General features: G+C 69.5%; 29 protein-coding genes and 2 tRNA genes. 26 read left to right on the top strand and 5 right to left on the bottom strand.

Going from position 1 to position 25,480, the window contains the following annotated elements:
- Window positions 1-127: 127 nt before the first annotated feature.
- A complete protein-coding gene (locus M9979_RS06340) occupies window positions 128-784 on the bottom strand; it encodes a prolyl hydroxylase family protein (RefSeq protein ID WP_254288493.1) in 657 nt (218 codons plus the stop codon).
- Window positions 785-909: 125 nt separating this feature from the next.
- Here M9979_RS06340 and M9979_RS06335 point away from each other — a divergent pair, with 125 nt between their 5' ends.
- The 21 genes from M9979_RS06335 (at window position 910) to M9979_RS06235 (ending at window position 18,958) form a co-directional block, all read left to right on the top strand.
- Window positions 910-1,758, top strand: coding sequence for a type II secretion system protein N (locus M9979_RS06335; RefSeq protein ID WP_254288492.1), 849 nt, complete (start codon window positions 910-912; stop codon window positions 1,756-1,758).
- Window positions 1,755-3,971, top strand: coding sequence for a type II secretion system secretin GspD (gene gspD, locus M9979_RS06330; RefSeq protein ID WP_422921644.1), 2,217 nt, complete (start codon window positions 1,755-1,757; stop codon window positions 3,969-3,971). The genes M9979_RS06335 and gspD overlap by 4 nt, the downstream gene beginning before the upstream one ends.
- Window positions 3,972-4,314: 343 nt before the next feature.
- Window positions 4,315-5,802 carry a GspE/PulE family protein gene (locus M9979_RS06325; RefSeq protein WP_254288618.1) on the top strand — a complete coding sequence of 496 codons (1,488 nt, stop codon included), beginning with the start codon at window positions 4,315-4,317 and terminating at the stop codon, window positions 5,800-5,802.
- Window positions 5,803-5,909: 107 nt separating this feature from the next.
- Window positions 5,910-7,133 (top strand): type II secretion system inner membrane protein GspF, encoded by a 1,224-nt coding sequence (gspF, locus tag M9979_RS06320; RefSeq protein WP_254288491.1) that lies wholly within the window; start codon window positions 5,910-5,912, stop codon window positions 7,131-7,133.
- A gap of 8 nt (window positions 7,134-7,141) precedes the next feature.
- Window positions 7,142-7,582: a type II secretion system major pseudopilin GspG gene (gene gspG, locus M9979_RS06315; protein WP_254288490.1), complete on the top strand. Its 441-nt coding sequence runs from the start codon at window positions 7,142-7,144 to the stop codon at window positions 7,580-7,582.
- A gap of 2 nt (window positions 7,583-7,584) precedes the next feature.
- Entirely contained in the window at window positions 7,585-8,067 is a 483-nt protein-coding gene (locus M9979_RS06310) for a GspH/FimT family pseudopilin (RefSeq protein WP_422921641.1), read from the top strand.
- Window positions 8,068-8,150: 83 nt separating this feature from the next.
- Window positions 8,151-8,549, top strand: coding sequence for a type II secretion system minor pseudopilin GspI (gspI, locus tag M9979_RS06305; RefSeq protein WP_254288617.1), 399 nt, complete (start codon window positions 8,151-8,153; stop codon window positions 8,547-8,549).
- Between the two features lie 152 nt (window positions 8,550-8,701).
- Window positions 8,702-9,337 (top strand): type II secretion system minor pseudopilin GspJ, encoded by a 636-nt coding sequence (gene gspJ, locus M9979_RS06300; protein WP_254288488.1) that lies wholly within the window; start codon window positions 8,702-8,704, stop codon window positions 9,335-9,337.
- Window positions 9,327-10,307: a type II secretion system minor pseudopilin GspK gene (gene gspK, locus M9979_RS06295; RefSeq protein WP_254288487.1), complete on the top strand. Its 981-nt coding sequence runs from the start codon at window positions 9,327-9,329 to the stop codon at window positions 10,305-10,307. The genes gspJ and gspK overlap by 11 nt, the downstream gene beginning before the upstream one ends.
- The gene (gene gspL, locus M9979_RS06290; protein ID WP_254288486.1) at window positions 10,304-11,380 is read left to right on the top strand and encodes a type II secretion system protein GspL; all 1,077 of its coding nucleotides are present in this window, start codon (window positions 10,304-10,306) and stop codon (window positions 11,378-11,380) included. Before gspK ends, gspL begins: the two co-directional genes overlap by 4 nt.
- On the top strand, window positions 11,377-11,847 hold the full coding sequence (gspM, locus tag M9979_RS06285; protein WP_254288485.1) for a type II secretion system protein GspM: 471 nt from the start codon (window positions 11,377-11,379) through the stop codon (window positions 11,845-11,847). Before gspL ends, gspM begins: the two co-directional genes overlap by 4 nt.
- 11 nt (window positions 11,848-11,858) lie before the next feature.
- A complete protein-coding gene (gene gspN, locus M9979_RS06280; RefSeq protein WP_340689051.1) occupies window positions 11,859-12,557 on the top strand; it encodes a type II secretion system protein N in 699 nt (232 codons plus the stop codon).
- A 193-nt stretch (window positions 12,558-12,750) separates the two neighbouring features.
- A tRNA-His gene (locus M9979_RS06275) sits at window positions 12,751-12,827 on the top strand.
- Between the two features lie 99 nt (window positions 12,828-12,926).
- A complete protein-coding gene (locus tag M9979_RS06270; protein WP_254288483.1) occupies window positions 12,927-13,979 on the top strand; it encodes a Glu/Leu/Phe/Val dehydrogenase family protein in 1,053 nt (350 codons plus the stop codon).
- Window positions 13,980-14,227: 248 nt separating this feature from the next.
- Entirely contained in the window at window positions 14,228-14,953 is a 726-nt protein-coding gene (gene ccmC, locus M9979_RS06265; RefSeq protein ID WP_254288482.1) for a heme ABC transporter permease CcmC, read from the top strand.
- Window positions 14,950-15,054, top strand: coding sequence for a heme exporter protein CcmD (ccmD, locus tag M9979_RS06260; RefSeq protein WP_254288481.1), 105 nt, complete (start codon window positions 14,950-14,952; stop codon window positions 15,052-15,054). The genes ccmC and ccmD overlap by 4 nt, the downstream gene beginning before the upstream one ends.
- Complete coding sequence (gene ccmE, locus M9979_RS06255) at window positions 15,051-15,485, top strand: cytochrome c maturation protein CcmE (RefSeq protein ID WP_254288480.1); 435 nt, start codon at window positions 15,051-15,053, stop codon at window positions 15,483-15,485. The genes ccmD and ccmE overlap by 4 nt, the downstream gene beginning before the upstream one ends.
- The gene (locus tag M9979_RS06250; protein WP_254288479.1) at window positions 15,482-17,401 is read left to right on the top strand and encodes a heme lyase CcmF/NrfE family subunit; all 1,920 of its coding nucleotides are present in this window, start codon (window positions 15,482-15,484) and stop codon (window positions 17,399-17,401) included. Before ccmE ends, M9979_RS06250 begins: the two co-directional genes overlap by 4 nt.
- A complete protein-coding gene (locus tag M9979_RS06245) occupies window positions 17,398-17,925 on the top strand; it encodes a redoxin family protein (RefSeq protein ID WP_254288478.1) in 528 nt (175 codons plus the stop codon). The genes M9979_RS06250 and M9979_RS06245 overlap by 4 nt, the downstream gene beginning before the upstream one ends.
- A complete protein-coding gene (locus M9979_RS06240) occupies window positions 17,925-18,332 on the top strand; it encodes a cytochrome c-type biogenesis protein (RefSeq protein WP_254288477.1) in 408 nt (135 codons plus the stop codon). Before M9979_RS06245 ends, M9979_RS06240 begins: the two co-directional genes overlap by 1 nt.
- The gene (locus M9979_RS06235; RefSeq protein WP_254288476.1) at window positions 18,332-18,958 is read left to right on the top strand and encodes a tetratricopeptide repeat protein; all 627 of its coding nucleotides are present in this window, start codon (window positions 18,332-18,334) and stop codon (window positions 18,956-18,958) included. Before M9979_RS06240 ends, M9979_RS06235 begins: the two co-directional genes overlap by 1 nt.
- Before the next feature lie 250 nt (window positions 18,959-19,208).
- Here the strand turns inward: M9979_RS06235 and M9979_RS06230 are convergent, their stop codons facing one another.
- Entirely contained in the window at window positions 19,209-19,427 is a 219-nt protein-coding gene (locus M9979_RS06230) for a DUF3072 domain-containing protein (protein WP_254288475.1), read from the bottom strand.
- A 57-nt stretch (window positions 19,428-19,484) separates the two neighbouring features.
- A complete protein-coding gene (gene ald, locus M9979_RS06225) occupies window positions 19,485-20,591 on the bottom strand; it encodes an alanine dehydrogenase (RefSeq protein ID WP_254288474.1) in 1,107 nt (368 codons plus the stop codon).
- 111 nt (window positions 20,592-20,702) lie between these two features.
- On the opposite strand from ald, the gene M9979_RS06220 reads away from it, so the two are divergent.
- From M9979_RS06220 to M9979_RS06200, 5 genes are all read left to right on the top strand, one after another.
- Entirely contained in the window at window positions 20,703-21,158 is a 456-nt protein-coding gene (locus tag M9979_RS06220; protein ID WP_254288473.1) for an Lrp/AsnC family transcriptional regulator, read from the top strand.
- A 110-nt stretch (window positions 21,159-21,268) separates the two neighbouring features.
- The gene (locus M9979_RS06215; protein ID WP_254288472.1) at window positions 21,269-23,191 is read left to right on the top strand and encodes a potassium transporter Kup; all 1,923 of its coding nucleotides are present in this window, start codon (window positions 21,269-21,271) and stop codon (window positions 23,189-23,191) included.
- Complete coding sequence (locus M9979_RS06210) at window positions 23,188-23,691, top strand: 2'-5' RNA ligase family protein (RefSeq protein WP_254288471.1); 504 nt, start codon at window positions 23,188-23,190, stop codon at window positions 23,689-23,691. The genes M9979_RS06215 and M9979_RS06210 overlap by 4 nt, the downstream gene beginning before the upstream one ends.
- Window positions 23,692-23,735: 44 nt before the next feature.
- A tRNA-Met gene (locus tag M9979_RS06205) sits at window positions 23,736-23,812 on the top strand.
- Between the two features lie 100 nt (window positions 23,813-23,912).
- Complete coding sequence (locus tag M9979_RS06200; protein ID WP_254288470.1) at window positions 23,913-24,209, top strand: hypothetical protein; 297 nt, start codon at window positions 23,913-23,915, stop codon at window positions 24,207-24,209.
- On the opposite strand, the gene fdhD is transcribed toward M9979_RS06200, so the two are convergent.
- Both fdhD and mobA read right to left on the bottom strand, forming a co-directional pair.
- Window positions 24,206-24,994 carry a formate dehydrogenase accessory sulfurtransferase FdhD gene (fdhD, locus tag M9979_RS06195; protein ID WP_254288469.1) on the bottom strand — a complete coding sequence of 263 codons (789 nt, stop codon included), beginning with the start codon at window positions 24,992-24,994 and terminating at the stop codon, window positions 24,206-24,208. The two genes, M9979_RS06200 and fdhD, sit on opposite strands and share 4 nt — an antisense overlap.
- Window positions 24,991-25,479: a molybdenum cofactor guanylyltransferase gene (gene mobA, locus M9979_RS06190; protein WP_254288616.1), complete on the bottom strand. Its 489-nt coding sequence runs from the start codon at window positions 25,477-25,479 to the stop codon at window positions 24,991-24,993. Before mobA ends, fdhD begins: the two co-directional genes overlap by 4 nt.
- Between the last annotated feature and the right edge of the window lies 1 nt (window position 25,480).

Below are 25,480 nucleotides of genomic sequence, written 5' to 3'. Positions count from 1 at the left end.
CTTTGAGGCGAGGCGCGGGATTAGAGGCTCGAGCCCCACGCCTGCGGAACGGTGGACCCCGGAACAAGTCCGGGGTGACGCGGGGATTGAAGGAACCGCTCGGTAAGCATCGCCGCCGATCAGGCGCTCACCCCCACGGCCGCTCGCGATACCATTTGGTGATCACGTACTTCGTCCCCGCGCGCACCTTCATCCCCTGATGCAGCGTCGCCGGGTTGGGCGAGCCGTCGGCGCGCCGGTTGTTCCACGCGACCAGCTTGCCCGTCTCCGGCTGGACGATCTTGTCGACCGCCTTGAACCGTGTCGCACCGCCGGCCTCGGGTTCGTTGAGATAGACCATCACCGTCCACGTCCGGTTGCCCGCGACCGAGCAATAGCGCTCGTAATCGACCCCCTTGGGCTCGAAATAGTCGGTATGGCCCTTGAACTCCTGGCCCACCGCATAGCGCTGCCCCTGCAACGGCTCGCCATGCGCGGGGTCGAGGCCGGTGAACGCCGCCAACAGCGCCTCGACGCGCTGAACGATGGCATCGCCCGCGAACAGGTCGCCCGTCTCGCTCGTCCGGAACGCGGCGTCGCCGTTGGGATCGGCGATCGTCGAGGGGCGCCGCACCGCGTCGATCCGCTCGATCAGCCCCGCGCACAGATCGGCATCGAGGAACCCGCGCTTCAGGAACAGGTCGAGCTTCGGGCTCGGCACCTTCTGCACGCCGGGTTGCGACAGCATGCGGGCGACGATCGGGGCGGCGTCCAGTCCGCTGCCGAGGATGGGAAGGTCGGTCATCGCCGCCGCATATCATCCCGCCCGCCCGCCGGGGAGGCGTTTTGCGTCGGCGGCGCATCTCACCCCTTTGACGCAAAAGCGTAACATGGCATGCGTAGGCGCAGTACGCGGGACGGGACCAGAACATGCGCTTGAAACTCGACGCGCGCACGCGGCGCCTGCTGCGCCGCCTGCCGGTCGTGAACGTCTATTCGGCCGTCGAGCTGGTGCTGATCGCCGGGCTGGCGACGCAGGCCGCGCGGCTGGTGTGGGCGCTCGTCACGCCGGTGTCGCCGCTCGGCGACTGGCGCCCGGCGGAGGTCGGCGTGCCCGGCCGGCCCTATGACGTGCTGACCGGCTTCGATCCCTTCTTCCGCCTCGGTGCCCAGGCGCAGGGGCCCGCCACCGTCACCTCGCTGCAACTGACGCTGTTCGGCATCCGCGTCGACGAAGCCTCGGGCCGCGGCTCGGCGATCCTCGCCGGGCCCGACAACGTCCAGAAGAGCATCGGCGTCGGCGAGGAGATCCAGCCCGGCGTGCGGCTGAAGGCGGTCGCGTTTGACCATGTCACGATCGACCGCGGCGGCACGTCGGAGGACCTGTTCCTCGTCCAGTCCGATGCGCCCGCCGCCGGCGCCGTGCCGCCCGCACCGGGTTCGCCGCCGCCGGGCAGCCTCGTGGCGCCCGCCGCCCCAGCCGGCGGCGCCCCGGCGATCCGCGCCAGCCAGATCAGGAACGAGATCGGCTTCATCCCGCGCATCGACGGCGGCCGCATCTCGGGCCTCGTCGTCCGGCCGCAGGGCAGCGGCGCCCTGTTCCGCACCGCGGGCCTGCGCGAGGGCGACGTCGTCACCGCGATCGGCGGCCGGCCGGTCAGCGGGCCGCAGGACCTCGACCGCGTCACCGCCGATTTCGCCGGCGGCGGCAACATCCCCATCACCGTCGAGCGCGGGTCGCAGACCCTGGCGCTCGCCCTCACGATCGCGCCCCAATGATGAAGACGCTCGCTTCCGCTCTGCTGCTCTCGACCGCGGTGCTGACGCTGCCGGTCACGGCGGCGGCCCAGACCACGCTCAACGTCCGCGACGCCGACATGCGCGCGTTCATCGCCGATGCCGCGCGCGTCACGGGCCGCACCTTCATCATCGATTCGCGCGTCAACGGGAAGGTGACGGTGGTCACCGACCGACCCTTGAGCCGTTCGGAATATTTCGAGACCTTCCTGTCGACGCTGCGCGCCAACGGCCTCGTCGCGGTGCCGACCGGCAACGGCGCGTTCCGCATCCAGCCGATCGACAATGCCGCCTCGCAGCCGAGCCGCGTCGGGGCGGCGGGCGCGGCGCGCAACAGCTTCGTCACCGAGATCGTCCGCCTGCGCGCGATCGACGCGACGCAGGCGATCGAGACGGTGCGCCCGCTGGTCAGCGCGCAAGGCTCGGTCAGCGCCAATCGCGGTTCGAACAGCCTCGTCATCGTCGATTTCGGCGACAATATCCGCCGGATCCGCGAGGTGCTGCGCCGCGTCGATTCGGACAACGCTTCGACCCGCGTCGTCGGCCTCAAGAACGCCTCCGCCAAGGAAATCGCCGCGGCGCTGCAGGGTCTCGCTGGCGGCGCGGCCGGCGGGCAGGGGGGTGGCACCCCCGGCGGCGTCGGCACCACCGTGACCGCGGTCGACAGCAGCAATTCGGTCGTCATCCGCGGCGATGCGGCGAGCGTGTCGCGGCTCGTCGCGGTCGCGCAGGACCTCGACCAGAAGGCGAAGAACGGCACCGAGATCCGCGTCGTGTTCCTCGAGAACGCCGACGCCGCGCAACTGCTCCCCGTCCTCCAGCAGCTCGTCGGCCAGACGCCCGATGCGGTGCAGGAGACGCAGCTGTCGCGCACCCAGACCGGCTTCGGCAGCAGCACCGGTGGATCGAACGCCAACCAGCAGCGGCAGGTGACGCAGGCGCCCGTCCAGCAGGCGAGCACCGGTGGCACGTCCGGCACCGGCCAGCCCGCGATCACCACGCAAGGGGGCCGCACCGCCGCGGTCGTCACCCGCTTCCAAGGCGCGAACGCGATCGTCATCGCCGCGCCCGCCGATATCCAGCGGCAGCTCTCCGACGTCGTCCGCCAGCTCGACACGCGCCGCGAACAGGTGCTGATCGAAGGGATCGTCGCCGAGGTGTCCGACGCCACCGTCAACCGGCTTGGCGCGCAGTTCGTCCTCGCCAATCCGTCGGGCGGCGCGTTCGCCGCCTCGACCTTCTCGAACAGCGCGCCCAACATCCTGCAGATCGCCGGCGCGATCGGCGCGCGCGAACTGTCGTCCAACACCACGACGACGATCGCCAACGGCGTGACGACGACGGTCACCAACAACACCGCGTCCGATACGCTGACCCAGTCGGCGCTCAATTCGATCCTCAGCTCGACCGGTGGCTTCGGCGGGTTCGGCGGCAAGATCGGTGACGTGCTGTTCGGCGCGATCATCAACGCGGTGAAGAGCGACACGACGTCGAACCTGCTCCAGGTTCCGCATCTGGTGACGGTCGACAATCAGGAGGCGCACAGCCTCGTCGGGCAGGAGATTCCGATCACCACGGGGCAGGCGCTGTCGAACAATTTCGACAATACCTTCCGCACGACGCAGCGCGAGAATGTCGGCATCGAGCTGACCGCACGGCCGCAGGTCAATTCGAGCGGGACGGTGAAGCTCAACCTGCGCCTCGAAGTCAGCTCGATCGCCGGGCCGGTGTCGAGCGACAACAGCGACCTCATCCTCAACAAGCGCGAGATCGAGACGACGCTGACCGTCGACGAGGGCCAGATCGCGGTGATGGGCGGGCTGCTCAGCGACGAGGAGCGCCGCACGATCGAGAAGATCCCGCTGCTCGGCGACATCCCGGTGCTCGGCAACCTCTTCAAATCGAAGGCGAAGTCGCGCAACAAGACCAATCTGATGATCTTCATCCGCCCGACGATCCTCCGCAGCGCCGCCGACAGCCGCCGGATCGCCGAACAGCGCTACGGCTACATCCGCCTGCAACAGGGGCTGCAATCGCCGAACGAGGAACCGTCGATCGACCAGCTGGTCCGCGATTACATGGGCGCCGCGCCGCCGATTCCCTCAGCGCCGATCCCGGGCAATATCGAGGATCCGCGCATCGCCGTGCCGATTCAGCGCAATACGACCAAGGTCATCCGGCCGAGGGACCGGTGAGAGCCATCCTCCCTCCGTCATCCCGGCGCACGCCGGGACCCATGGATGCGGTCGCGTGGTCGTCGGGCCCGACCATCGGCGTCGCGCGTCTATGGGTTCCGGCGTGCGCCGGGATGACGATTGGGGAGGGGGATGCCATTTCCCAAAACCCGTCATCCCCGCGTAGGCGGGGATCCATAATCACGCGGTTCGCGAAAGAATCGCAGCGCCAGCCAGTATGGATCCCCGCCTTCGCGGGGATGACGAATGGGCGGGAGGCGCGCGCATGATGATCCGCACTGGCGAGGCACTGGCGGCCGCCACTCTCGCACCCGAACCGCCCGCGCCCGCCGAGCCGCTGCCGATGCTCGCCATCCCCTACGCCTTCGCGCGAAAACACGGCGTCGTCGTCCAGCACACCGACACAGACACGCACCTCACCGTCGCCTTGCGCGCAGGCGCCGACCCCAAGACGCTGCTCGAAATCCGCCGCTATCTTGGCCGGCCCTTCGACGTCACCATCGTCGAGGCGCCTGCGTTCGACCGCCTGCTCTCCGACAATTACGCGATGGACGGGCAGGCGAATGCGCTCGCCGCGGTCGGCATGGGCGACGAGCTCGACAGCCTCGCCGAGGGGCTGCCGACCGCCGAGGACCTGCTCGACACCGCCGACGACGCGCCCGCGATCCGCCTCATCAACGGCATCATCGCCGACGCCGCGCGCAACGGCGTCTCCGACATCCATATCGAGCCCTATGAAACCGGCCTGATCGTCCGCATGCGCATCGACGGCGTGCTGCGCGAGACGTTGCGCATGCCGCCGCACGTCGCCCCGGTTGTAGTGAGCCGCATCAAGGTCATGGCCCGCCTCGACATCGCCGAGCGGCGCGTGCCGCAGGACGGTCGCATGGGTCTCACCCTGGGCGGTAAATTGCTCGACGTCCGCGTCTCGACGCTGCCGAGCCGCGCCGGCGAGCGCGTCGTGCTGCGTATCCTCGACAAGGACAATGCCGGCATCGATCTCGAGGCGCTCGGCCTCGACCCGGCGATGTACGCGCTGCTGCGCGGCGCGCTCGCCGAGCCCAACGGCATCATCCTCGTCACCGGGCCGACCGGTTCGGGCAAGACGACGACGCTCTACGGCGCGCTGCGCCTGCTCAACGACGGCAGCCGCAACATCCTCACCGTCGAGGACCCGGTCGAATATGCCGTCGAGGGCGTCGGCCAGACGCAGGTCAACCCCAAGGTCGGGCTGACCTTCGCCGCCGGCCTGCGCGCGATCCTGCGCCAGGACCCCGACGTCGTCATGGTCGGTGAAATCCGCGACCGCGAAACCGCCGAAATCGCGGTGCAGGCGTCGCTGACCGGCCACCTCGTGCTCTCGACCGTCCATACCAACGACGCGATCGGCGCGATCACCCGCATGCGCGACATGAAGGTCGAACCGTTCCTGCTCGCCTCGACATTGCGCGCGGTGATCGCGCAGCGGCTGGTGCGCCGGCTCTGCCCGGTCTGCCGCCACGCGGTGCCGGGATCGAGTGGTGTCGCCGGGCTGCTGGGCATCGAGCCCGACGCGACCGTCTACGAATCGGTCGGCTGCCCCGAGTGCAACCATACCGGCTTCAAGGGCCGGATCGGCGTGTTCGAGGCGGTGCGCGTCGACGATACGATCCGCCGCATGATCAACGACGGCACCGACGAGACCGCGATCGCCGCCCACGCCTTCGCCCGCACGCCGAGCCTCGCGCAGGCGGCCGAGGCGCTGGTGCGGAAAGGGCTGACCACGCCGGAGGAAGCGGTGCGCGTGTCGCGCAGGGATGCGACCGACGTGGTGGACGAGGTGAACGCGTGATCGACCTCACCCATCGCCGGCTTCGCCGTCTCTCCCTCTCCCAACGGGAGAGGGAAGGGGCCCGCGGCCGCAGGCCGTGGGAAGGGTGAGGGTGAAAGCGACCCGTCATGGCTGACTTCGACTATCTCGCCATCGACACCCGCGGGCAGGAGCAGCGCGGCCATGTCGCCGCGCCCTCCATCGACGCCGCCCGCGCGCAGCTCGACCGCCGCAAGCTCTACGTCGTCCGCCTCGAACCCGGCGCGCCGCCCGCAACGACCAGCCGCCCGCTGTTCGGCATCAAGCTCGGCCGCGCGAAGATGAGCGTCAAGCAGCTCACCCTCTTCACCCGCCAGCTCGCGACGCTCAACCGCGTCTCACCGCTTGAGGAATCGCTGCGCACCATCACCCGCCAGACCGAGCAGGATAGCGTCCGCACGATCGTCTCCCACGTCCATGCCGGCGTGGTCGAGGGCCGCCGCCTCGCCGATTCGATGGCGCGCGAGGGCAGGAGCTTCCCGCCGCTCTATCGCGCGATGGTCTCGGCGGGCGAGAGTTCGGGCAGCCTGCCGACGATCCTCGACCGTCTCGCCGCGCTGCTCGAACGCCAGGCGGAGATCCGCGGCAAGCTCATCACCGCGCTCGCCTATCCGACGATCCTCGCGGTCGTCGCGATGGGTGTCGTCACGGCGCTGATGATGTTCGTCGTGCCGCAGGTCGTCGAGCAATTCGATACGGTGGGGCAGGAACTGCCGTTGCTTACCCGTGTCGTCATCGGCCTGTCGGCCTTTCTCGTCGGCTATTGGTGGCTGATCGCACTGGTCATCGCCGTGGCGGGGCTGGGGACGTGGTACGCGCTGCGCGATCCCGCGCTACGCCTTGCCTTCGATACCGCGCTGCTCCGCCTGCCGCTGCTCGGCCGGCTGTTCCGCGATCTCCACGCCGCGCGCATGTCACGCACCCTCAGCACGATGATCGCCAGCCGCCTGCCGCTGCTCGAAGGGCTCGCGCTCACCGCCTCGACGATCCACAACCGCCGCCTGCGCGCCGCGTCCGACGAGATCGTCGACGCGATCCGCGGCGGCGGCAGCCTGTCCGCCGCGATGCGCCGCGCCGGCGTCTTTCCGCCGCTGCTGACGTATCTGGCTGCGAGCGGCGAGGCGGCGGGGCGGCTGGACGAGATGCTCGAACGCGCCGCCGACTATCTCGAACGCGAGTTCGACCGCTTCACCGCGACGGCGCTGTCGCTGCTCGAACCCGCGATCATCGTCGTGATGGGCGGCGTCGTCGCGACGATCGTGCTATCGATCCTGCTCCCCATCCTCCAGCTCAACACGCTGGCCGGACAATGAGGCAAGTCATGCGTAAACCGGAAAACAAACCGCATCGTCGAGAGGAAGGCTTCACCCTCGTCGAGCTGATGGTCGTCATCGTCATCATCGGCCTGCTCGCCGCGATCGTGACGTTCAACGTCCTGCCCGCGGGCGACAAGGGCAAGATCACCAAGGCCAAGTCGGACATCAGCACCATCGAAGGCGCGCTGGAGATGTACCGGCTCCAGATGAACAATTATCCGACCACGTCGCAGGGCCTGCAGGCGCTGGTCACCGCGCCCGCGGGCGTCAACGCCGCCGAATATCAGCGCGGCGGCTATATCAAGAAGCTGCCGCCCGATCCCTGGGGCCGCCCCTATCTCTACGCCTCGCCCGGCCAGCACGGCGAGGCCGACGTGTGGAGCCTCGGCGCCGACGGCAAGGACGGCGGCGAGGGCGTCAACGCCGACATCACCAGCTGGCAATAACCATGGGCCCGCGTCGCAACGGTTTTGGCCTGCGTTGGCGTTACGCCCAACAGGGCTTCACGCTCGTGGAGCTGATGGTGGTGGTGACCATCATCGGCCTCGCGGCGGCCGTCGCGGTGTGGAACATGCCCGATCCGCGCGGTCGCGTGGCGGACGAGGCGGCACGGTTCGCGCTCCGGGCGAGGGCGGCGCACGACGCCGCGATCGTCGAGGCGCGGCCGGTCAGCATCTGGGTCACCGCGGGCGGCTATGGCTTCGACCGGCGCGGCGCCGGCCAATGGGTCGCGATGGCAGAAAAGCCATTGCGCGTTGAACGCTGGACCGACGGCACCGTCGCCGCAACGGGCGAAGCGAACGGCCGGTTGCGCATCGTCTTCGACCCCACCGGCCTCGCCGACCGACCGGCGCAGATCACGCTGACCCGCAGCGACGCGCGCGCGGTGATCGACATGGCCGCCGACGGTTCGGTGCGGGTGGCGAGCTGATGCGCGTGCGCCGCTCGTCATCCCCGCGGGGGCGGGGATCCATACTGGCTGACGTCACGGCTCTTTCCGCGACCGACGTGATTATGGATCCCCGCCTGCGCGGGGATGACGGCGGGAAGGACGAGCAGGGCTTCACCCTCATCGAGATCATGGTCGCGCTCGCGGTGTTCAGCCTCGCGGTGCTCGCGCTGCTGCGGCTGGAGACCGCGACGATCCGAGGTGCGCGGACGCTCGACGAGAGCCTCGTCGCCGGGCTCGTCGCGCGCAACGTGGCCAACGATGCGATCAGCGATGCGCAGCCGCCCGTCGCCGGCCGCACCACCGGCAGCGAGGTCAACGGCGGCCGCAGCTGGGCGTGGGTACGACAGGTGCGCGCGACCGGCAACGCCAGCATCGTGCGGATCGACGTTGCGGTGACCAACCGCGCCGGCCAGATCGTCGGTCGCACGACTGCGATCCGCCCGCCGGATCAGCCGTCGTGAGGGCGCGCCGGACCTTGCCCTACGCACACCGTCACCCCGGACTTGTTCCGGGGTCCACCCGGCCGCGTACCCAGCGGCCGGTTGGTGCGCGGAACCGTGGACCCCGGAACAAGTCCGGGGTGACGGAGGAGGGGCGGCAAGCGTCGCAGCCCATGGCAAGCCAATCCGGCTTCACCCTCGTCGAGGTGATGATCGCTCTGATGATCTTCGGCCTGATCGCCGCCGCGGGGGTGGCGATCCTCACCTTTAGCGTCCGTGCGCAGACCGCGACGGGCAAGCGCTTCGACGATCTGTCCGCGCTCAACCGCACCGCCGCGCTGATCGCCGGTGACCTTGGACAGGCGATCGACCGCCCTGCGCGCGACGAGGGCGGGACGATGCTGCCCGCCTTCACCGGCACCGCCGACGGCCAGCTGCGCTTCGTCCGCACCGGTTGGGCGAACGTCGACGCCGCGCCGCGGGCAAGTGCGCAGAAGGTCGCCTATGCGCTCGCCGACGGCACGCTGCAGCGTATCGCCTATCCGATGATCGACGGTGCCGCGCCGCTGCCCGCGGTGGCGCTGCTCGACCATGTCGCCGGCATCGCCGCGCGCTATCGCTACAAGGGCGCGTGGAGCGACCGCTGGGACGGCACGCAGGGCGCGCCGCTGCCGCAGGCCGCGGAGATCGTCGTCCGCCGCACCGACGGCAGCGCCTATCGCCTGATGCTGCTCGTCGGTTCGGGCTATGCCCCACCGCTGCCCGGTACGCCCGGCCCCACCCCCACGGCGACCCCCAATGCCTCCTGATCGCGAACGCGGCGCGGCGCTGCTCACCGTTCTGCTGCTCGTCGCGATGATCGCAGTCCTCGCCGGCACCGCCTTGGAACGACTGCGGCTGACGACGCGGCTCGCCGGCAATGCGCTCGCCGGCGAACAGGCGCGCGGCTACGCCCGCGCTGCCGAGGCGCTTGCGACGTCGAAGGTCACCGACATGCTCGGCACCAGCCCCGATCGCGTGACGCTGGCTGGCGGCTGGAGCAACCGCCCGTTCGGCCTGCCGCTTCCCGGCGGCGGCCTTGCGGTCGCGCGGGTCAGCGACGGCGGCAATTGCTTCAATCTCAACAGCCTCGTCAGCATGACCTCGCCGGGCGTCTACACCTCGGCGCAGAGCTTTACGCAGCGGTTGCAATTCGTCCGGCTGATGCGGCTGATCGGCGTGCCCGCGCAGGCGGCCGAGCGCATCGCGCCGGCGACCGCCGACTGGATCGACACCGATGCCGACCAGCAGGGCGGTGGCGCCGAAGACCCGGTCTATCTCGCCCGCGCGACTCCCTATCGCACCGCGGGCACGCTGATGGCCGACCCCAGCGAGCTGCGCGCGATCGATGGCGTCACCCCCGACATCTACGCGCAGCTGCGCCCATGGATCTGCACCCTGCCGAAAGCGGAGAGCGTACCCGTCAACATCAACACGCTGACCCCCGAACAGGCGCCGCTCGTCGCGATGCTGTTCGCCGCCAACATGCCGGTCGAGACCGCGCGCAGCCTGATCCTGCGCCGCCCGCCGCAGGGGTTCAAGGATCAGAGCGCTTTCCTCAACGTCGCTGGCAACGGCGCGACGCCCGAGGGCGGGGCGGGCCTCGCCACCACCTCGAAATGGTTTTCGCTCGCCATCGACGTGACCAACGGTGCCGCCCGATTGCAGGAAAGGGCGCTGATCGACGCAAGCCGGCTTCCCGCGCGGCTCGTGGCGCGGCAATGGGGCGACGAATCATGACGACGCTCCTGTTCCTTCCTTATGGCGACCGCGGCTATCGCTGGCTGGCCCTCGCCGATGACGGTGCGATCACCGAAGGCGAGGGCATGCCCGCACTCGCCGACACGGCGGTCGTCGCCGTCGCGCCGGCCGAGTCGGTGACGCTGCACTGGGCCGACCTTCCGGCGCGGTCGCCTGCGCAGGCCACCGCGGCGGCGCGGCTGCTCGTCGCCGAGGCGAGCGCGACGCCGATCGCCGAACTGCACGTCGCGGTCGGCACGGAGGGCGAGGGCGAGCGCCCGATCGCGGTGGTCGGGATGGGCGCGATGGCGGGCTGGCTGGCCGATCTCGCGGTACATGGCATCGACCCGCTGGCCGTGATCCCTGCGCCCCTGCTGCTGCCACGCCCGGAAGAGGGCTATGTCCGCGGCATCGTCGGCGGCGCGGCGCTGGTGCGCAGTTGCACGACCGGTTTCGCCGATGAGGCGCGGCTGACCGATCTCGTCGTCGGCGACGCGCCGCTCGCCACCGTCGAACGGGACGCTCTCGACGCGACCGTGGCCGCCGCGGTGGCGGCCCCGCCGCTCGACCTGCGGCAGGGGCCGTTCGCGCGGCGTCGGCGGATCGGCATCGACTGGGCGTTGATCCGGCGGCTGGCGCTGCTCGGCGCAGGGATACTCGCGCTCACGCTGGCGATCGATCTGGTCCGCATCGCCAAATATAGTTTCGGTGCCGACGCGCTGGAGGCGCGCGCCGAGGCGCTCGGCCGCACCGGGTTGGCCCGCGGCGAGACGGTGACCGATGTCGATCGCCAGCTCGCCGAGCGATTGTCCGCGGTGCGCGGCCCCGGCCTCGGCTTCAGCACCACCGTCGCCGCGGTCTATGCCGCGGTGCGCGCGACGCCGGGGACGGAGCTGACCGCGCTCGACTTCCAGCCCAACGGGAGCTTGCGGATCGGCGTCGGCGCGGCACGCGAATCGCTGCCGACCGATCTCAAGCGCGCGCTGGAGGCGGCGGGCTTTACCGTCACCGCCGGCGTCTTCCAATCGGCCAACGGCAGGGTGACGGGCGAGATGACGGTGAGCCGGCCATGAGCGGCATACGCACCTGGTTCGCCGGCCGCGCGCTGCGCGAGCGGCGGCTGATCCTCGTCATGCTGGGGCTGCTCGTGGTGACGATCGTCTGGGGCGGGATCATCCTGCCGGTGCGCGACGGCCTGTCGAGCGCGCGCGAGCGGCATGCCGATGCCGTCGTCCGGCTCGCGGCGACGCAGAGCGAGGTCGACCTGATCCGCGCCGCCGGCCGGCGCGTGCCGCTGACCGGCAGCCTCGCCGACACGCTGCGCCAGCGTGCCGAGGCGGCGGGCTTCGCGCTGGCGACCGTCGACGAACCCGGCGGCGGCCGTGTCCATGCGACGATCCAGGCGGCACGGCCCGCGGCGCTGTCGCGCTGGTTTGCGGGGCTGGAGGCGAACGGCATCCTCGTCGATGCGGCGGCGTGGCGCGACAATGCCGACGGCAGCGTCGCGGTCGATTTCACCGTCCGGGCGCGCGCGTCGTGAGGCGTATCCGCTTGGCGACCGGTCCAGCGGCACTGTTCGGCGGCCTGATGCTGGTCGTGCTGCTCGTCTTCCTGCCGATGCGGTTGGTGCTCGGCCTGCTCGGCCTCGGCGATCAGGGGTTCAGCGCACGCACTGTCAGCGGCAGCGTGTGGGACGGGCGACTGGAAGAGGCGCGGTTCGGCACCCTGTCGCTGGGGTCGCTCGACGCCAGCGTGTCGCCCTTCGCGCTGCTGATCGGCCACGCCCGCGTCGCCGTCGATGGCGCGGGCGGCGCGTTGCGCGGCGCGATCACGCTCAGCCGCCACGGGCAGGGGATCGACGGCATGACCGCGACGCTGCCGACCGGCAACGCCTTCGCACCGCTGCCCGTCACCGCGCTGACGCTGGAGGATGTCACCATCCATTTCGTCGACGACACTTGCGACAAGGCCGAGGGCCGCGTCCGCGCGCGGCTGGTCGGTGAGGCGGCGGGAATCGTGCTGCCGACCGAACTGTCGGGCATCGCGCGCTGCGATCGCGGTGCGCTGCTGCTGCCGCTCGCCAGCCAGGCCGGGACGGAGAGCGTCGAATTGCGCGTGACGGGGCAGGGCCGCTACACCGCCGCGCTGCGCATCGCCCCCGCCGATTCTGCCGCGGGGGAACGGCTCGCCGCCGCCGGCTTCGTCGTGGGGCAGGGCGGATACCGGCTTTCGATCGAGGGTCTCTTCTAAAGCCCCTCCTCTTCAGAGGAGGGGTTGGGGTGGAGGAATCACGAACGCCGAACCGGATAAGACGGACTCCCCCACCCCAACCCCTCCCCTGAAGGGGAGGGGCTTCAAGCATGACGATTCGCCCTGATCGTTAAAACGCACCCAACGGCCTTGACGCGACGCGCCTCCCCCCGCTAGGGGCGCAGCCTTCGCGGCGACCGTAGTTCAATTGGTTAGAGCGTCGGCTTGTGATGCCGGAAGTTGCGGGTTCAAGTCCCGTCGGTCGCCCCATTTTCCCCCACGTTCTCCGTCCCGTCCATCAGGGGTAGGCAAAATGCGCGGGAAAGATTATTACCGCTCATCGCAACTTTATTAGCAGCGGAGCAGGCCATGACCTCGGTGTGGGATCTTCCCGATTTCGATTCGCACGAGGGCGTCCACGCCTTCACCGACCGGGCATCGGGGCTTCGCGCGATCATCGCGGTCCATTCCACGCATCTCGGGCCGGCCGCTGGCGGCGCGCGCTTCTGGCATTACGCCTCGGGCGATCAGGCGGTGACCGACGCGCTGCGCCTGTCGCGCGGCATGAGCTTCAAGAATGCGATGGCCGGCCTCGCTCTGGGCGGCGGCAAGGGCGTGATCCTCGCCGACCAGCCCGGCGCGGTGATCGCCGAGGACCGGCTGAAGGCGTTCGGCCGCGCGGTCGAATCGCTCGGCGGCAAATATGTGACCGCCGAGGACGTCGGCATGTCCGAAGCGCGCATGAAGGTGATCGCCGGCGAGACGCGCTACGTCAGCGGCCTGCCGGTGGAAAGCGGCGCGGCGGGCGGCGACCCCGGGCCTTATACCGCGCACGGCGTCTATCTGGGCGTCAAGGCGGCGGCGAAGCGCGGTCTCGGCACCGACGACATGCAGGGCGTGCACGTCGCGATCCAGGGTGTCGGATCGGTCGGCGGCGGCCTTGCGAAGCTGCTGGCAAAGGACTGCGCCCGCCTGACGCTTGCCGACGTCGATGCGGAGCGGGCGAAGGCGCTCGCCGCCGAACTCGGCGCGGAGACGGTCGCGGCGGGCGCGATCCTCGGCGTCGAGGCGGACATCTTCAGCCCCAACGCGCTGGGCGCGATCCTGACCGAGGCGACGATCCCGACGCTGGTCGCGAAGGTCGTCGCGGGTGGCGCCAACAACCAGCTGGCGACGCGCGAGGATTACGATCGCCTGCACGGCCGCGGCATCCTCTACGCCCCCGATTACGTCATCAACGCCGGCGGCATCATCAACGTCGGGCTCGAATATCTCGGGCAGGGCGACGAGGCCGAGGTAATGGCGCGCATCGCCAAGATCCCGGCGCGGCTCGACGAGGTGTGGGACGAGAGCGAGCGCACCGGCCGCCCGGCGGCGGAAGTGGCGGACACGATCGCGCAGCGCCTGATCGGGCGGGGCTGATCCGGGGAGCGCTGCCCCACACTGTTCGTCACCCCGGACTTGTTCCGGGGTCCACCGCGCCGCGGGCGCTACGCCCCGTCATGACACGTATGCCAAGCCGCAGAGTGGGCCCCGGAACAAGTCCGGGGTGACGGAGTAGGTGGGGCGGGGTGTCCTACTTCGATCCTCGATCGGTATCCTTTCCACGTCGCATCATGCGCAAGGACATGGTGACGTCGCCCGCAAAGCTTCGTATGGCAGCCCCAACCGTGCCGACCCTCCATGCCCTTGCCAATCCGACGCGCTTTCTCCGCCTCGCCCGTGTGTGTACGCCGGCATTGCTGTGGAGCGGCGTCGTGTTGCTCGCGATCGGCTGCTGGGCCGGGCTGACGCAGACGCCGCCCGATTACCTGCAGGGCGACAGCGTCCGCATCCTCTACATCCACGTTCCCGCTGCGTGGCTCGGCATGGGCGGGTGGAGCGGCATCGCGATCAGCAGCATCGCCTTCCTCGTCTGGCGTCATCCGCTTAGCCAGATCGCCGCACGCGCGATCGCGCTGCCGGGGGCGGTGTTCGCCGCGGTGTGCCTCGTCACCGGATCGATCTGGGGGCGGCCGACGTGGGGTACGTGGTGGCAGTGGGACGGGCGGTTGACCTCGATGCTGCTGCTGTTCTTCGTCTATGGCGGCTATATCGCCCTCGCTCGCGCCGATAGCGAACGCGGCGGCGACGGGCGCATACCGGCGCTGTACGGCATCGCTGGTACGGCGTTGTTGCCGATCATCCGTTATTCGGTCGTATGGTGGAACACGCTCCATCAGGGCCCGTCGATCGGCCTCACCCGGTCGAGCATCGCCGGCAGCATCCTGTGGCCGCTCGGCTTCACGATGGCGGGCTTCACCTTGCTGTTCGCCGCCATCGTGCTGATGCGGATGCGTACCGCGCTCGCCCGCACGAAGGCCGAGGCACGGCTGCGGCGGATGGCGCGGGCATGAACCACTGGCCGTTCATCCTTGCCGCTTATGGCGTGACGCTCGCTGCGGCGGCGGCGCTGACGATGGCAAGCTACATCGCAATGAAGCGCGCCGAGAAATGACCGCCAAACACCAACGCCTGACGCTGGCATTGCTGGCGGTCGCCGCGGTCGTCGCCGCGGCGCTGCTCGCCATGTCGGCGCTGAAGGATCAGGCGTCGTTCTTCTACGCGCCGTCCGACGTCGCGAAACAGGGACTGCCGCTCGGCCGGGCGGTGCGGCTGGGCGGCATGGTGCAGGCGGGGTCGATCCGCCGCGCGGCCGATGGCGTCACCGTCCATTTCGTCGTCGGCGACGGGATCGCGACCACGCCGGTGACCTTCGCCGGTATCGTCCCCGACCTGTTCCGCGAACGCTCCGGCGTGGTCGCGGAAGGGCAGTTCAACCGCGACGGCAGCTTCACCGCGACCAACCTGCTCGCCAAGCACGACGAAAAGTACATGCCGCCCGAAATGGCGGGCAAGATGCACGAAACCAGGACGCTGGAGCCATGACCGCGGAGTTCGGCCTCGCCGCGCTGTGGCTCGCCGCGGCGCTCGCCGCGCTGCAGCTGGCGATGGCGGCGCTTGGGCTCCTGCGCGGGCAGGCCGCGCCCATCGCTGCGGTGCGCCCGATCGCGATCGTGCAGGGCGCGCTCGCGGCGCTGGCGATGGCGGCGCTGATCGCGCTGTTCCTCGCCAGCGACATGTCGGTCAAGCTGGTCGTCGAGAACAGCCATTCGGCCAAGCCGTGGATCTACAAATTCGCCGGCGCCTGGGGCAATCACGAAGGGTCGATGCTGCTGTGGGTCACGATCCTCGGCCTCGCTGGTGGCGCGGTGGCGATCCTCGAACGGCGGTTGCCCGCCGCCACGCTGATCGCGACCTTGGGCGCGCAGGCGGGGATCGCGCTCGGTTTCTACGCTTTCCTGTTGTTCGCCTCCAACCCGTTCGCGCGGCTGTCGCCGGCGGCCCGCGACGGCCTCGGCCTCAACCCGTTGTTGCAGGACCCCGGTCTCGCCTTCCATCCGCCGACGCTCTACATCGGCTATGTCGGCATCTCGGTCGCCTTCTCGTTCGCGGTCGGTGCGCTGGTCACGCGCGATGTCGGTCCCGCCTTCGCCAAGGCGATGCGGCCATGGGTATTGGGCGCGTGGATCTTCCTGACGCTCGGCATCACCGCGGGGTCCTATTGGGCCTATTACGAGCTCGGCTGGGGCGGCTGGTGGTTCTGGGACCCGGTCGAGAACGCCTCGCTGATGCCGTGGCTCGCCGCGACCGCATTGCTCCATTCGGTGACGGTGCTGGCGACGCGCGACGGCCTGCGAGCCTGGACGGTGATGCTGGCGGTCGTCGCCTTCTCGATGTCGATGATCGGCACCTTCCTCGTCCGTTCGGGCATCCTGACCAGCGTCCACGCCTTCGCGGTCGACCCGGAGCGCGGCGCGTTCATCCTCGCGCTGCTCGTCATCTATATCGGTGGCGCGCTCGCGCTGTTCGCCGCGCGGATCGGCACGGTGCGCGCCGGCACGACGTTCGAACTGGTCAGCCGCGAAGGCGGCCTCGTGCTCAACAATCTGCTGTTGTCGGTGATCCTCGGCATCGTGCTGATCGGCACGCTCTATCCGCTCGTCGCAGCGGGATTCGGCGTGCAGCTGTCGGTCGGGCCGCCGTTCTTCAACAAGGCGGCGGGGCCGATCGCGCTGGCGCTGGTGATGGCGATGGCGGTCGGGCCGCTGCTGCGCTGGCGGCGCGACGACGCGGGCGCGCTGCTCGACCGGCTGATCTGGCCGATCGCCGCGACCGGCTTCACCGGTGCGGCGCTGATCGTCCTCGCGCCGCCGGGCCTGTTGCCCCTGTTCGGCCTGTCGCTCGCCGCCGGGCTTGCCGTCGCCAGCGTGCTGCCGCTGATCGGTCGCAATCCGTGGCGCACGCCGCTGTTCATCTGGGGCATGGTCGTCGCGCACCTCGGCATCGCGGTCAGCCTCGCAGGCATGGCGTGCGACAGCGCCTATACCGCCGAGACATTGGTCGCCGCGCGGATCGCCGAGCCGGTACGCGTCGGCCCCTATGTCGTCCGGCTCGACGGCATCAAGCCGGTGGTCGGCGACAATTGGTCGGCGCTCGAGGCGCGGCTGAGCGCGCGTCGCGGCGACGACGCGGCGATCGTGCTGCGCCCGCAGTCCCGCTATTTTTCCGACCCCGTCACCACGACCAGCGAGAGCGCGATCGCGACGCGCTGGGACGGCCAGCTCTACACCGTATTGGGTCAGTCCGATGCGCAGGGACGCTGGCAGCTGCGCCTGTGGTGGAAGCCGTTCGTGACGCTGATCTGGCTGGGCGGCGCGCTGATCGCGCTCGGCGGCGCGCTGTCGCTGGTCGGACGCTGGCGGCGTGAACGCCGCGCCGCGGTTCGGGAGGCTCTGGCATGAGGCGCTGGCTGCTCTGGGTGCCGCTCGCGCTGTTCGCCGCGTTGCTGGCCGTGGTGGCGAGCGGGTTGTTCAAGCCCGCCGATCGCGTCGTCCGTTCGGCGCTGGTCGGCCAGCCGCTGCCCGATTTCGCGCTGCCGCCGATCGCGCCGGGCAAGCCCGGCCTGTCGACCGCGACCTTCCGTCAGGGGCGGCCGCGGCTGCTCAACATCTTCGCCAGCTGGTGCATCCCCTGTGCCGCGGAAGCGCCGCAGCTGTTGCGGCTGAAGGCGATGGGCGTGCCGGTCGACGCGATCGCGATCCGCGACACGGTGCCCGCGCTCACCGCCTTCCTGCGCCGCAACGGCGACCCGTACGACCGGATCGGCGACGATCGCCAGAGCGCGGTGCAACTGGCGCTCGGCTCGTCGGGCGTGCCGGAGAGCTTCGTGATCGACGGCAAGGGGCGGATCGTCCTCCAGCATGTCGGCGACATCCGCGCCGACGACGTCGCAGGCATCGCCGCCGCCGTCAGGAGCGCGCGCTGATGCGGCGCTGGCCATGGCTCGCGATCGTGCTGCTGGCGACGCCGGCGCTCGCCGATCCCGTCACGCCGCCGGCGCGGCTCGCCTATACGCAGCTGCGCGACCCCGCGCAGGAGGCGCAGGCGCGCGCGCTGATGGCGACGCTGCGCTGCGTCGTGTGTCAGGGCCAGTCGATCGCCGACAGCGACGCCAGCATGGCCGGCGACATGCGCGCGCTGGTCCGCAGCCGCATCGCCGCGGGCGAGCGGCCGGAGGCGATCCGCACCTGGCTTGTCGCGCGCTATGGCGATTACGTCACCTACGACCCGCCGTTCGGTGCGGCGACTTGGCCGTTGTGGCTGGCGCCGATCGCGTTGCTGGCGGTGGGGGCGGCGGTGGCGCGATCCAGCTTCCGCCGGCGGGCCCGCTGATGGGCTGGCTGACCCTTGCCTTGCTGGCGGTGGCGACGGGCGGCGCGCTCGTCCTGCTGCGCGTCGATCGGCTGCTGTGGTCGATGGTCGGCGCGGCGCTGATGCTCGGCGCGGCGGGCTATGCGTGGCAGGGGTCGCCGGGGATGCGGGCGAGTCCGGCGCGGCCCGATGCGGGGCTCGGCATCGACGATCCGGCGCTGTTCGACCTGCGCGAACGGATGCTGGGACGGTTCACCGCCGATGCCGCCTATCTGACCGCCGCCGATGCGATGAACCGGGCGGGCGACCGGCGGTCGGCGGTGCGCGCCATCCTCGGCGGGCTCAACCGCTATCCGCGCAGCGTCATGCTGTGGACCGGTCTCGGCACCGCGCTGGCGACGCACGACGGCAACGTGGTGTCACCCCCGGCGCTGTTCGCCTTCCGTCAGGCGATCCGCGTCGCGCCCGCGCATCCGGCGCCGTCGTTCTTCCTAGGGCTGGCCTATGTACGCGCCGGCGATTTCCCCGCGGCGCGTCAAGCATGGGCACGGGCGCTGGCGCTAAGCCCACAGGGTGCATCCTATCGCCGCGACATCGCGATGCGGCTCGCGCTACTCGACCGTCTGCTGGCGGAACAGGGCGGCTAGGTCTGACGACCGAACACAGACCCGACTATCCAACCCCCACCGTTCGCCCTGAACCTGTCGAAGGGCCTCGAGACCCACCTGTGCTTCGACAGGCTCAGCACGAACGGGTTGGTTGAAATCCCCCAGCTTTGAAGGCGTGCTGACCCTCACCCTTCGCCGGCTACGCCATCTCTTCCCTCTCCCGATGGGAGAGGGAAGAGGCGCGCAGCGCCGATAGGGTGAGGGTGAGGGTGAGCTCGAGAGCCCTCACTTACTGCCCCCGCCCGGTCTTTTCCTGCAGCGCATCGATCCGCTTCGACGCATCCGCCTTGGTGAGCGTGTCGTCGAACGCCTCGCCGGCCTCTTCGCTCAGCGTCTTGAGATAGCTCGCCTGCGCGCCGGTCATCGCCTCGTCGCCCGTCGTCCAGTCGTCGGGGTCCTTCTCGGCGTTGGAGGTCGGGTGGGTCTTGGGGTTTTCGGGTTCGGACATGGTTGAAGCCTCTCGTCGTTCGGAGGCTTCAACCATCATGTTCCGTGTTCGTTCCGATCAGGCAGCCCAGGCCTCGAACGGCAGGTCGAGCGCCTCGGCCACCGCCTGATGGCGGATTTTGCCGCCCGAGACGTTGAGGCCGTTGGCGAGGTGCGGATCGGCCTTCATCGCAGCTTCCGCTCCCAGATTGGCAAGCTTCAGTGCGAACGGGAGCGTCGCATTGTTGAGCGCGAACGCCGACGTGCGCGCGACCGCGCCGGGCATGTTGGCGACGCAATAATGGATCACGCCGTCGACCTCGAACACCGGGTCCTCGTGCGTCGTCGCATGGCTCGTCTCGAAACAGCCGCCTTGGTCGATCGCGATATCGACCAGCACCGCGCCGCGCTTCATCGTCTTCACCATCTCGCGCGTGACGAGCTTGGGCGCCGCCGCGCCGGGCACCAGCACCGCGCCGATGACGAGGTGGGCGTTCTTCACCGCCGCCGCGATCGCCGCCTTGCTGGCATAGGCGGTCTTGATCTGGCTGCTGAAGAACATGTCGAGTTCGGCGAGACGATCGTTCGAGATGTCGTAGATCGTCACGTCGGCGCGCATGCCGACCGCCATCTGCGCGGCGTTGACGCCCGAGACGCCGCCGCCGAGGATCGCGACCTTCGCCGGCGCCACGCCCGGCACGCCGCCGAGCAGCACGCCGCGGCCGCCCTGTTCCTTTTCGAGGTAATGCGCGCCGACCTGCACCGACATGCGGCCGGCGACTTCGCTCATCGGCTTGAGCAGCGGCAGGCCGCCGCGCGCCGCGGTGACCGTCTCGTACGCGATGCAGGTCGCGCCGGACTTGACGAGGCCTTCCGCCTGCGGCTTGTCGGCGGCGAGGTGGAGATAGGTGAATAGCAGGTGGCGCGGTTCGAGCAACGCGATCTCGCTGGCCTGCGGCTCCTTGACCTTCACGATCATATCGGCGGCGGCGAACACCGCGGCGGGATCGGGCAGGATCGTCGCCCCGGCGTCGATATAGTCCTGGTCCTCGAAATCGATGCCCGAGCCGGCCCTGGTCTCGACCACCACCTCATGGCCGGCGGCGACCAGCTCGGCGACCGACGGCGGGGTCAGGCCGACGCGATATTCGTGGTTCTTGATTTCCTTGGGCACGCCGATTCGCATGGGTAATCTCCTCTGTCCTGCCCCGGATATACGCCTAGTGACGCAGGAGAGGCTTGCAACCTGATTGAAGGTCGGCGCACAGGGTGGGACGATATCCCGCCATGGTTCCCGATGACGCAACCTCCTCCCGACGCTCTTGACCGCAAGATCCTCGCGCAACTGCTCGCCAACTCCGACCTCACCAGCGCCGAGCTCGGCGAGGCGGTGGGCCTGTCGCCGAGCGCCGCGCACCGGCGCGTCGGGTCGCTACGCACGCGCGGCTTCATCACCGGCTATCAGGCGGTGCTCAGCAAGGCGGCGCGCGGCAATCCCAGCGTCGTCCTCGTCAACGTCACGCTGCGTGACCAGCGCGAGGAGACGATGGCCGCGTTCGAGCGCGAGATCGGCGACGTCCCCGAAATCCGCGACTGTTTCCTGATGAGCGGCGAGGCGGACTATATGCTCCACGTCGAGGTGCGCCGCGACGATACGTTCGAACGCATCCACCGCGAGACGCTGTCCCGGCTGCCCGGCGTCACCCGGCTCGCGTCGCACTTCGTCATCCGCGAGGTGTTCCGCCGTCCCTGACCGGGCCGCCGGCCGCCGTTGCTCCCGCCATCGGCGCCATGCTAAAGCGGCGTGATGGAACAGGTTGGGAACAGGGCTGCTCGCATGATATCGGATCGGGTGCGGCACTCGTGAGCACGCCGGTAGCGGCCGCCGCACCCGATGCGCGCGGCGAGGATGACGGCCACGGCCATCACGCCGATGGCATGCTCAAGCTCGCGGTCGGCGCGATCGGCATCGTCTTCGGCGATATCGGCACCAGCCCGCTCTACGCCTTCCGCGAGACGTTCGCGGGGCATCACCAGCTGACGCTCGACCCGCTGCACATCATGGGCGTGCTCAGCCTGATGTTCTGGTCGATGATGATCGTCGTCACGATCAAATACGTCGCGATCATCATGCGTGCCGACAACAAGGGCGAGGGTGGCAGCCTCGCGCTGCTCGCACTGGTCACCGGGCGGACCAAGAGCCGGCGGTGGTCGACCGGTATCATCCTCTTGGGCGTCTTCGCGACCTCGCTCTTCTACGGCGATTCGATGATTACGCCCGCGGTCACCGTGCTTAGCGCCGTAGAGGGCCTCGCCGTTGCCGCGCCGGCGTTCGGCGGCCTCGTCCTGCCGATCGTCATCGCCATCCTGATCGCGCTGTTCTGGGTACAGAAGAGCGGCACCGCGCGCATCGGCCTCGTCTTCGGGCCGATCATGCTCGTCTATTTCAGCGTCATCGCGGTGCTCGGCCTCATCAGCGTCGTGCAGACGCCCGAGGTGCTGTGGGCCTTCTCGCCGCACCATGCCGTCGAATTCTTCCTGATCGATCCGGTTCGCGCCTTCCTCGCGCTGGGATCGGTGGTGCTCGCGGTGACCGGCGCGGAGGCGCTGTACGCCGACATGGGACATTTCGGCCGCAAGCCGATCGGCCTGTCGTGGCTGGTGTTCGTGCTGCCCGCGCTGATGTGCAACTACATGGGGCAGGGGGCGCTGCTGTTCCGCGAGGGGCAGGAGGCGCTGCGCAGCCCCTTCTACATGCTGGCGCCCGACAGCCTGCAGCTGCCGCTGGTGATCCTCGCGACGATGGCGGCGATCATCGCCAGCCAGGCGGTGATCTCCGGCGCCTTCTCGGTGACGCAACAGGCGATCCAATTGGGCTTCATGCCGCGGCTGCGCATCGAACACACCAGCGCCTCGACCGCCGGGCAGATCTACATCCCGCTCGTCAACTGGATGCTGATGACGATGGTGATCCTGCTGGTGCTGTTCTTCCGTACCTCGTCCAACCTCACCTCCGCCTATGGTATCGCGGTGACGGGGGCGATGTTCATCGACACCTGCCTGCTCGGTGTCGCGCTTACGCGGTTGTGGAACTGGCCGCTCTATGCCGCCGCGCCGCTGCTGGCGCTCTTCTTCCTGGTCGACGGCGCCTATTTCTCGGCGAACCTCACCAAGGTGCCCGACGGCGGCTGGTTCCCGCTGATGGTCGGTTTCATCGTCTTCACCTTCCTCACCACCTGGTCGAAGGGCAGGAAGCTGATGATGGACCGCCTTCACGAGGCGGCAATGCCGATCAAGGTGTTCATCACCTCGGCGGCCAGCTCGGCGAGCCGTGTGCCGGGGACGGCGGTGTTCATGACCTCATCGTCCGACGGCGTGCCGCACGCGCTGCTCCACAACCTCAAGCACAACAAGGTCCTGCACGAGCGCGTCATCCTGCTGACCGTGAAAATCGTCGCGCAGCCCTATTGGCCCGAGGCGGAGCGCGCGACGCGCGACGAGATGGGCGACGGCTTCTACCGCCTCGTCCTGCGCTACGGTTTCATGGAGGAGGTCGACGTGCCCGCCGCGCTGAAGCGCGTCCACGCCTGTGGCGCGGATTTCAAGATGATGGACACCAGCTTCTTCCTCTCGCGCCAGACGCTGCTGCCCTCCGAACGCCCCGGCATGATGCTGTGGCGCGAGAAGCTGTTCGCCTGGATGCTGCGCAACGCCGAAAGCGCCATGGAGTTTTTTCGCCTGCCGACGAACCGCGTGGTCGAACTGGGCAGCCAGGTGGAGATTTGAACGCGCCCATCATCGTGACGGCGCTGTTCGGACGGCAGGATCAGGGCTGGTTCGATGCGCAACGCACCGCGCATTTTCCGCCCGAGCGCGACCAGCTGTCGGCGCATCTGACGCTGTTCCACCATTTGCCGCCCTCCGCGGAGGGCGAACTCAAGCATCGGCTGGTCGAACAGACGCGTGGGCTCCGCGCGCCGGTCGCCCGCGTCGGCGAGCTGATGTCGCTGGGCCGCGGCGTCGCCTATCGCATCGAATCGCCCGATCTGGTCGCGATCCGCCGCGATCTCGCCGAAGCCTTTTCCGGTCTGCTGACGCCGCAGGATGCCGGCGGCTGGCGCCCGCACGTCACCATCCAGAACAAGGTGCAGCCCAACATCGCCAAGCTGCTGCTGACCGCGCTGAGCCGCGATTTCCGGCCGCGCGAGGTCGAGATCGCCGGCCTTGCGACCTGGTGGTATCGCGGCGGCCCGTGGGAGGCACTGTCGCGTCATATGTTCGCTTGACGGGGCCGGCATGCCGCACCTATAGGCGCCCCCTCACACGGCGGGGCGGAGTAGCTCAGCTGGTTAGAGCACGGGAATCATAATCCTGGGGTCGGGGGTTCAAGTCCCTCCTCCGCTACCATTTCGGTAGCGCCGCCGGTGTGAGTTGCACGACAGATGCGAACGATTTGGTAACCGCCGCCGTGCGATACGGCGGGTTGGTTCGCGTCGAGGCTTGGCCGATGTCCTATCATTTCCCGAACGAGCGGCGCCGCGTCGAACGACGCGTCGCGCCGGCGGGCGCCTATACGGGACCCGAACGGCGCCGTGGAGAGCGGCGCGCCACCGAGGTGAAGCTGGTCCGCAAGGCCGAGCCGATGAATCGCGGCGTGCTGTGGGCCGCCGTGCTGATGGTGCTGGTCGTCGCCGATAGTGCGTTTCTCGGCGGTGCCTATCGCCATATGCTGATCGACGGACTGTCGCGCACGGCGGAGACGGTGCGCGACTGGTCGGCGCACGTGTGGGACTGGCGCGCCTAGCCGAACACGCCATAGGGGTCGTTGAGTGCCAGCATCGCATCGGCGCGCGCGAGCGCAACCAGCGTCAGGCCATGGACGCGCGCATGGTCGATCGCGAGGCTGGTCGGTGCCGAGATGCCGACGAGTAGCGGCGTTTCTGCCACCAAGGCCTTGTCCACCATCTCGAAGCTGATCCGCGACGTCACCAGCGTGAACGCGGCCGGCGTACCGCGCGCTTGCTGGCCGATCAATTTGTCGAGCGCATTGTGGCGGCCGACGTCCTCGAATACTGCGAGGATGGCGCCCTCCGCCGTGCATGCGGCGGCGGCATGCACGGCGCCGGTGGCGGCGTTGAGATGCTGATGGTCACGCAGCGCGGCCAGTGCCGCGAAGATCGCCGCCGCCGTGACGGTCGGGCGCGGCGGGTGGGCGGCGATGGGGCGCGCGAGCTGTTCCAGGCTGGCGATGCCGCACAGCCCGCAGCTGGTATCGCTGGTGCGGTGGCGGACGCGGTCGTGGATGCGCGGGCGGCAGCGGTCGGACAGGGCGACGCGGACGATCCAGCCGGCGGGGGCGTGAAAGACGTCGATGTCCTCGACATCCTCCGGCGTATCCGCGAGCCGTTCGGTGAGCATGAAGCCGATGGCGAATGCCTCGAGATCCATCGGCGTCATCATCATCACTGCATAGCCGAGGCCATCGACCTCGATCGCGACGGGCGCCTCGACCGCTACCGCGCGCGTGCCGGGGGCGGTGCGGCCGTCGGGATAAAGGATACGAGTCGGCTCAGGCCGTGATGGCGTCATAGCGCCATCAGATCCGCGGGCGTGTTGATGTTGGCGAGCGGCGCAGGCGAGGCGATCGGTAGCGCGCCGATGGCACGCGCCCAGCCCTGTACCGAACGGCGTGTGCTGGTTGCGATATGATCGAGCAGCGCCGGGGCCAGGGCGGCGGGCCAGTGGCCGACGACCGGCGCGTCGACGCAATAGCTCGGGCTCCGCCGTAGTAGTGACTTCAGCAAATCCGCAGGCAGATTGGGCATGTCGCAGCCGATGGTGAGGACCGACGTGAAGCCATGGCGCACCGCATGGTCGAGCGCGCCGGCGATGCCGCCCAGCGGCCCCAGATGGGGACCGGGCAGGTCCGGCGCCCCGCCGGGGCGGCCGACGACGATCGTCGCGTCGGTCCAAAGTTCGCAAAGGTCACGCGCATGATCCAACAGGCTGCGGCCCCGATAGGGGGCGGCAGCCTTGTCGGTGCCGAAGCGGCTGGAGCGGCCGCCGGCGAGGATC

Origin of the sequence: Sphingomonas liriopis, from assembly GCF_024211255.1 — a bacterium.
Lineage (GTDB): Bacteria > Pseudomonadota > Alphaproteobacteria > Sphingomonadales > Sphingomonadaceae > Sphingomonas > Sphingomonas liriopis.
This window is presented reverse-complemented; position numbering and strand designations above follow the sequence as displayed.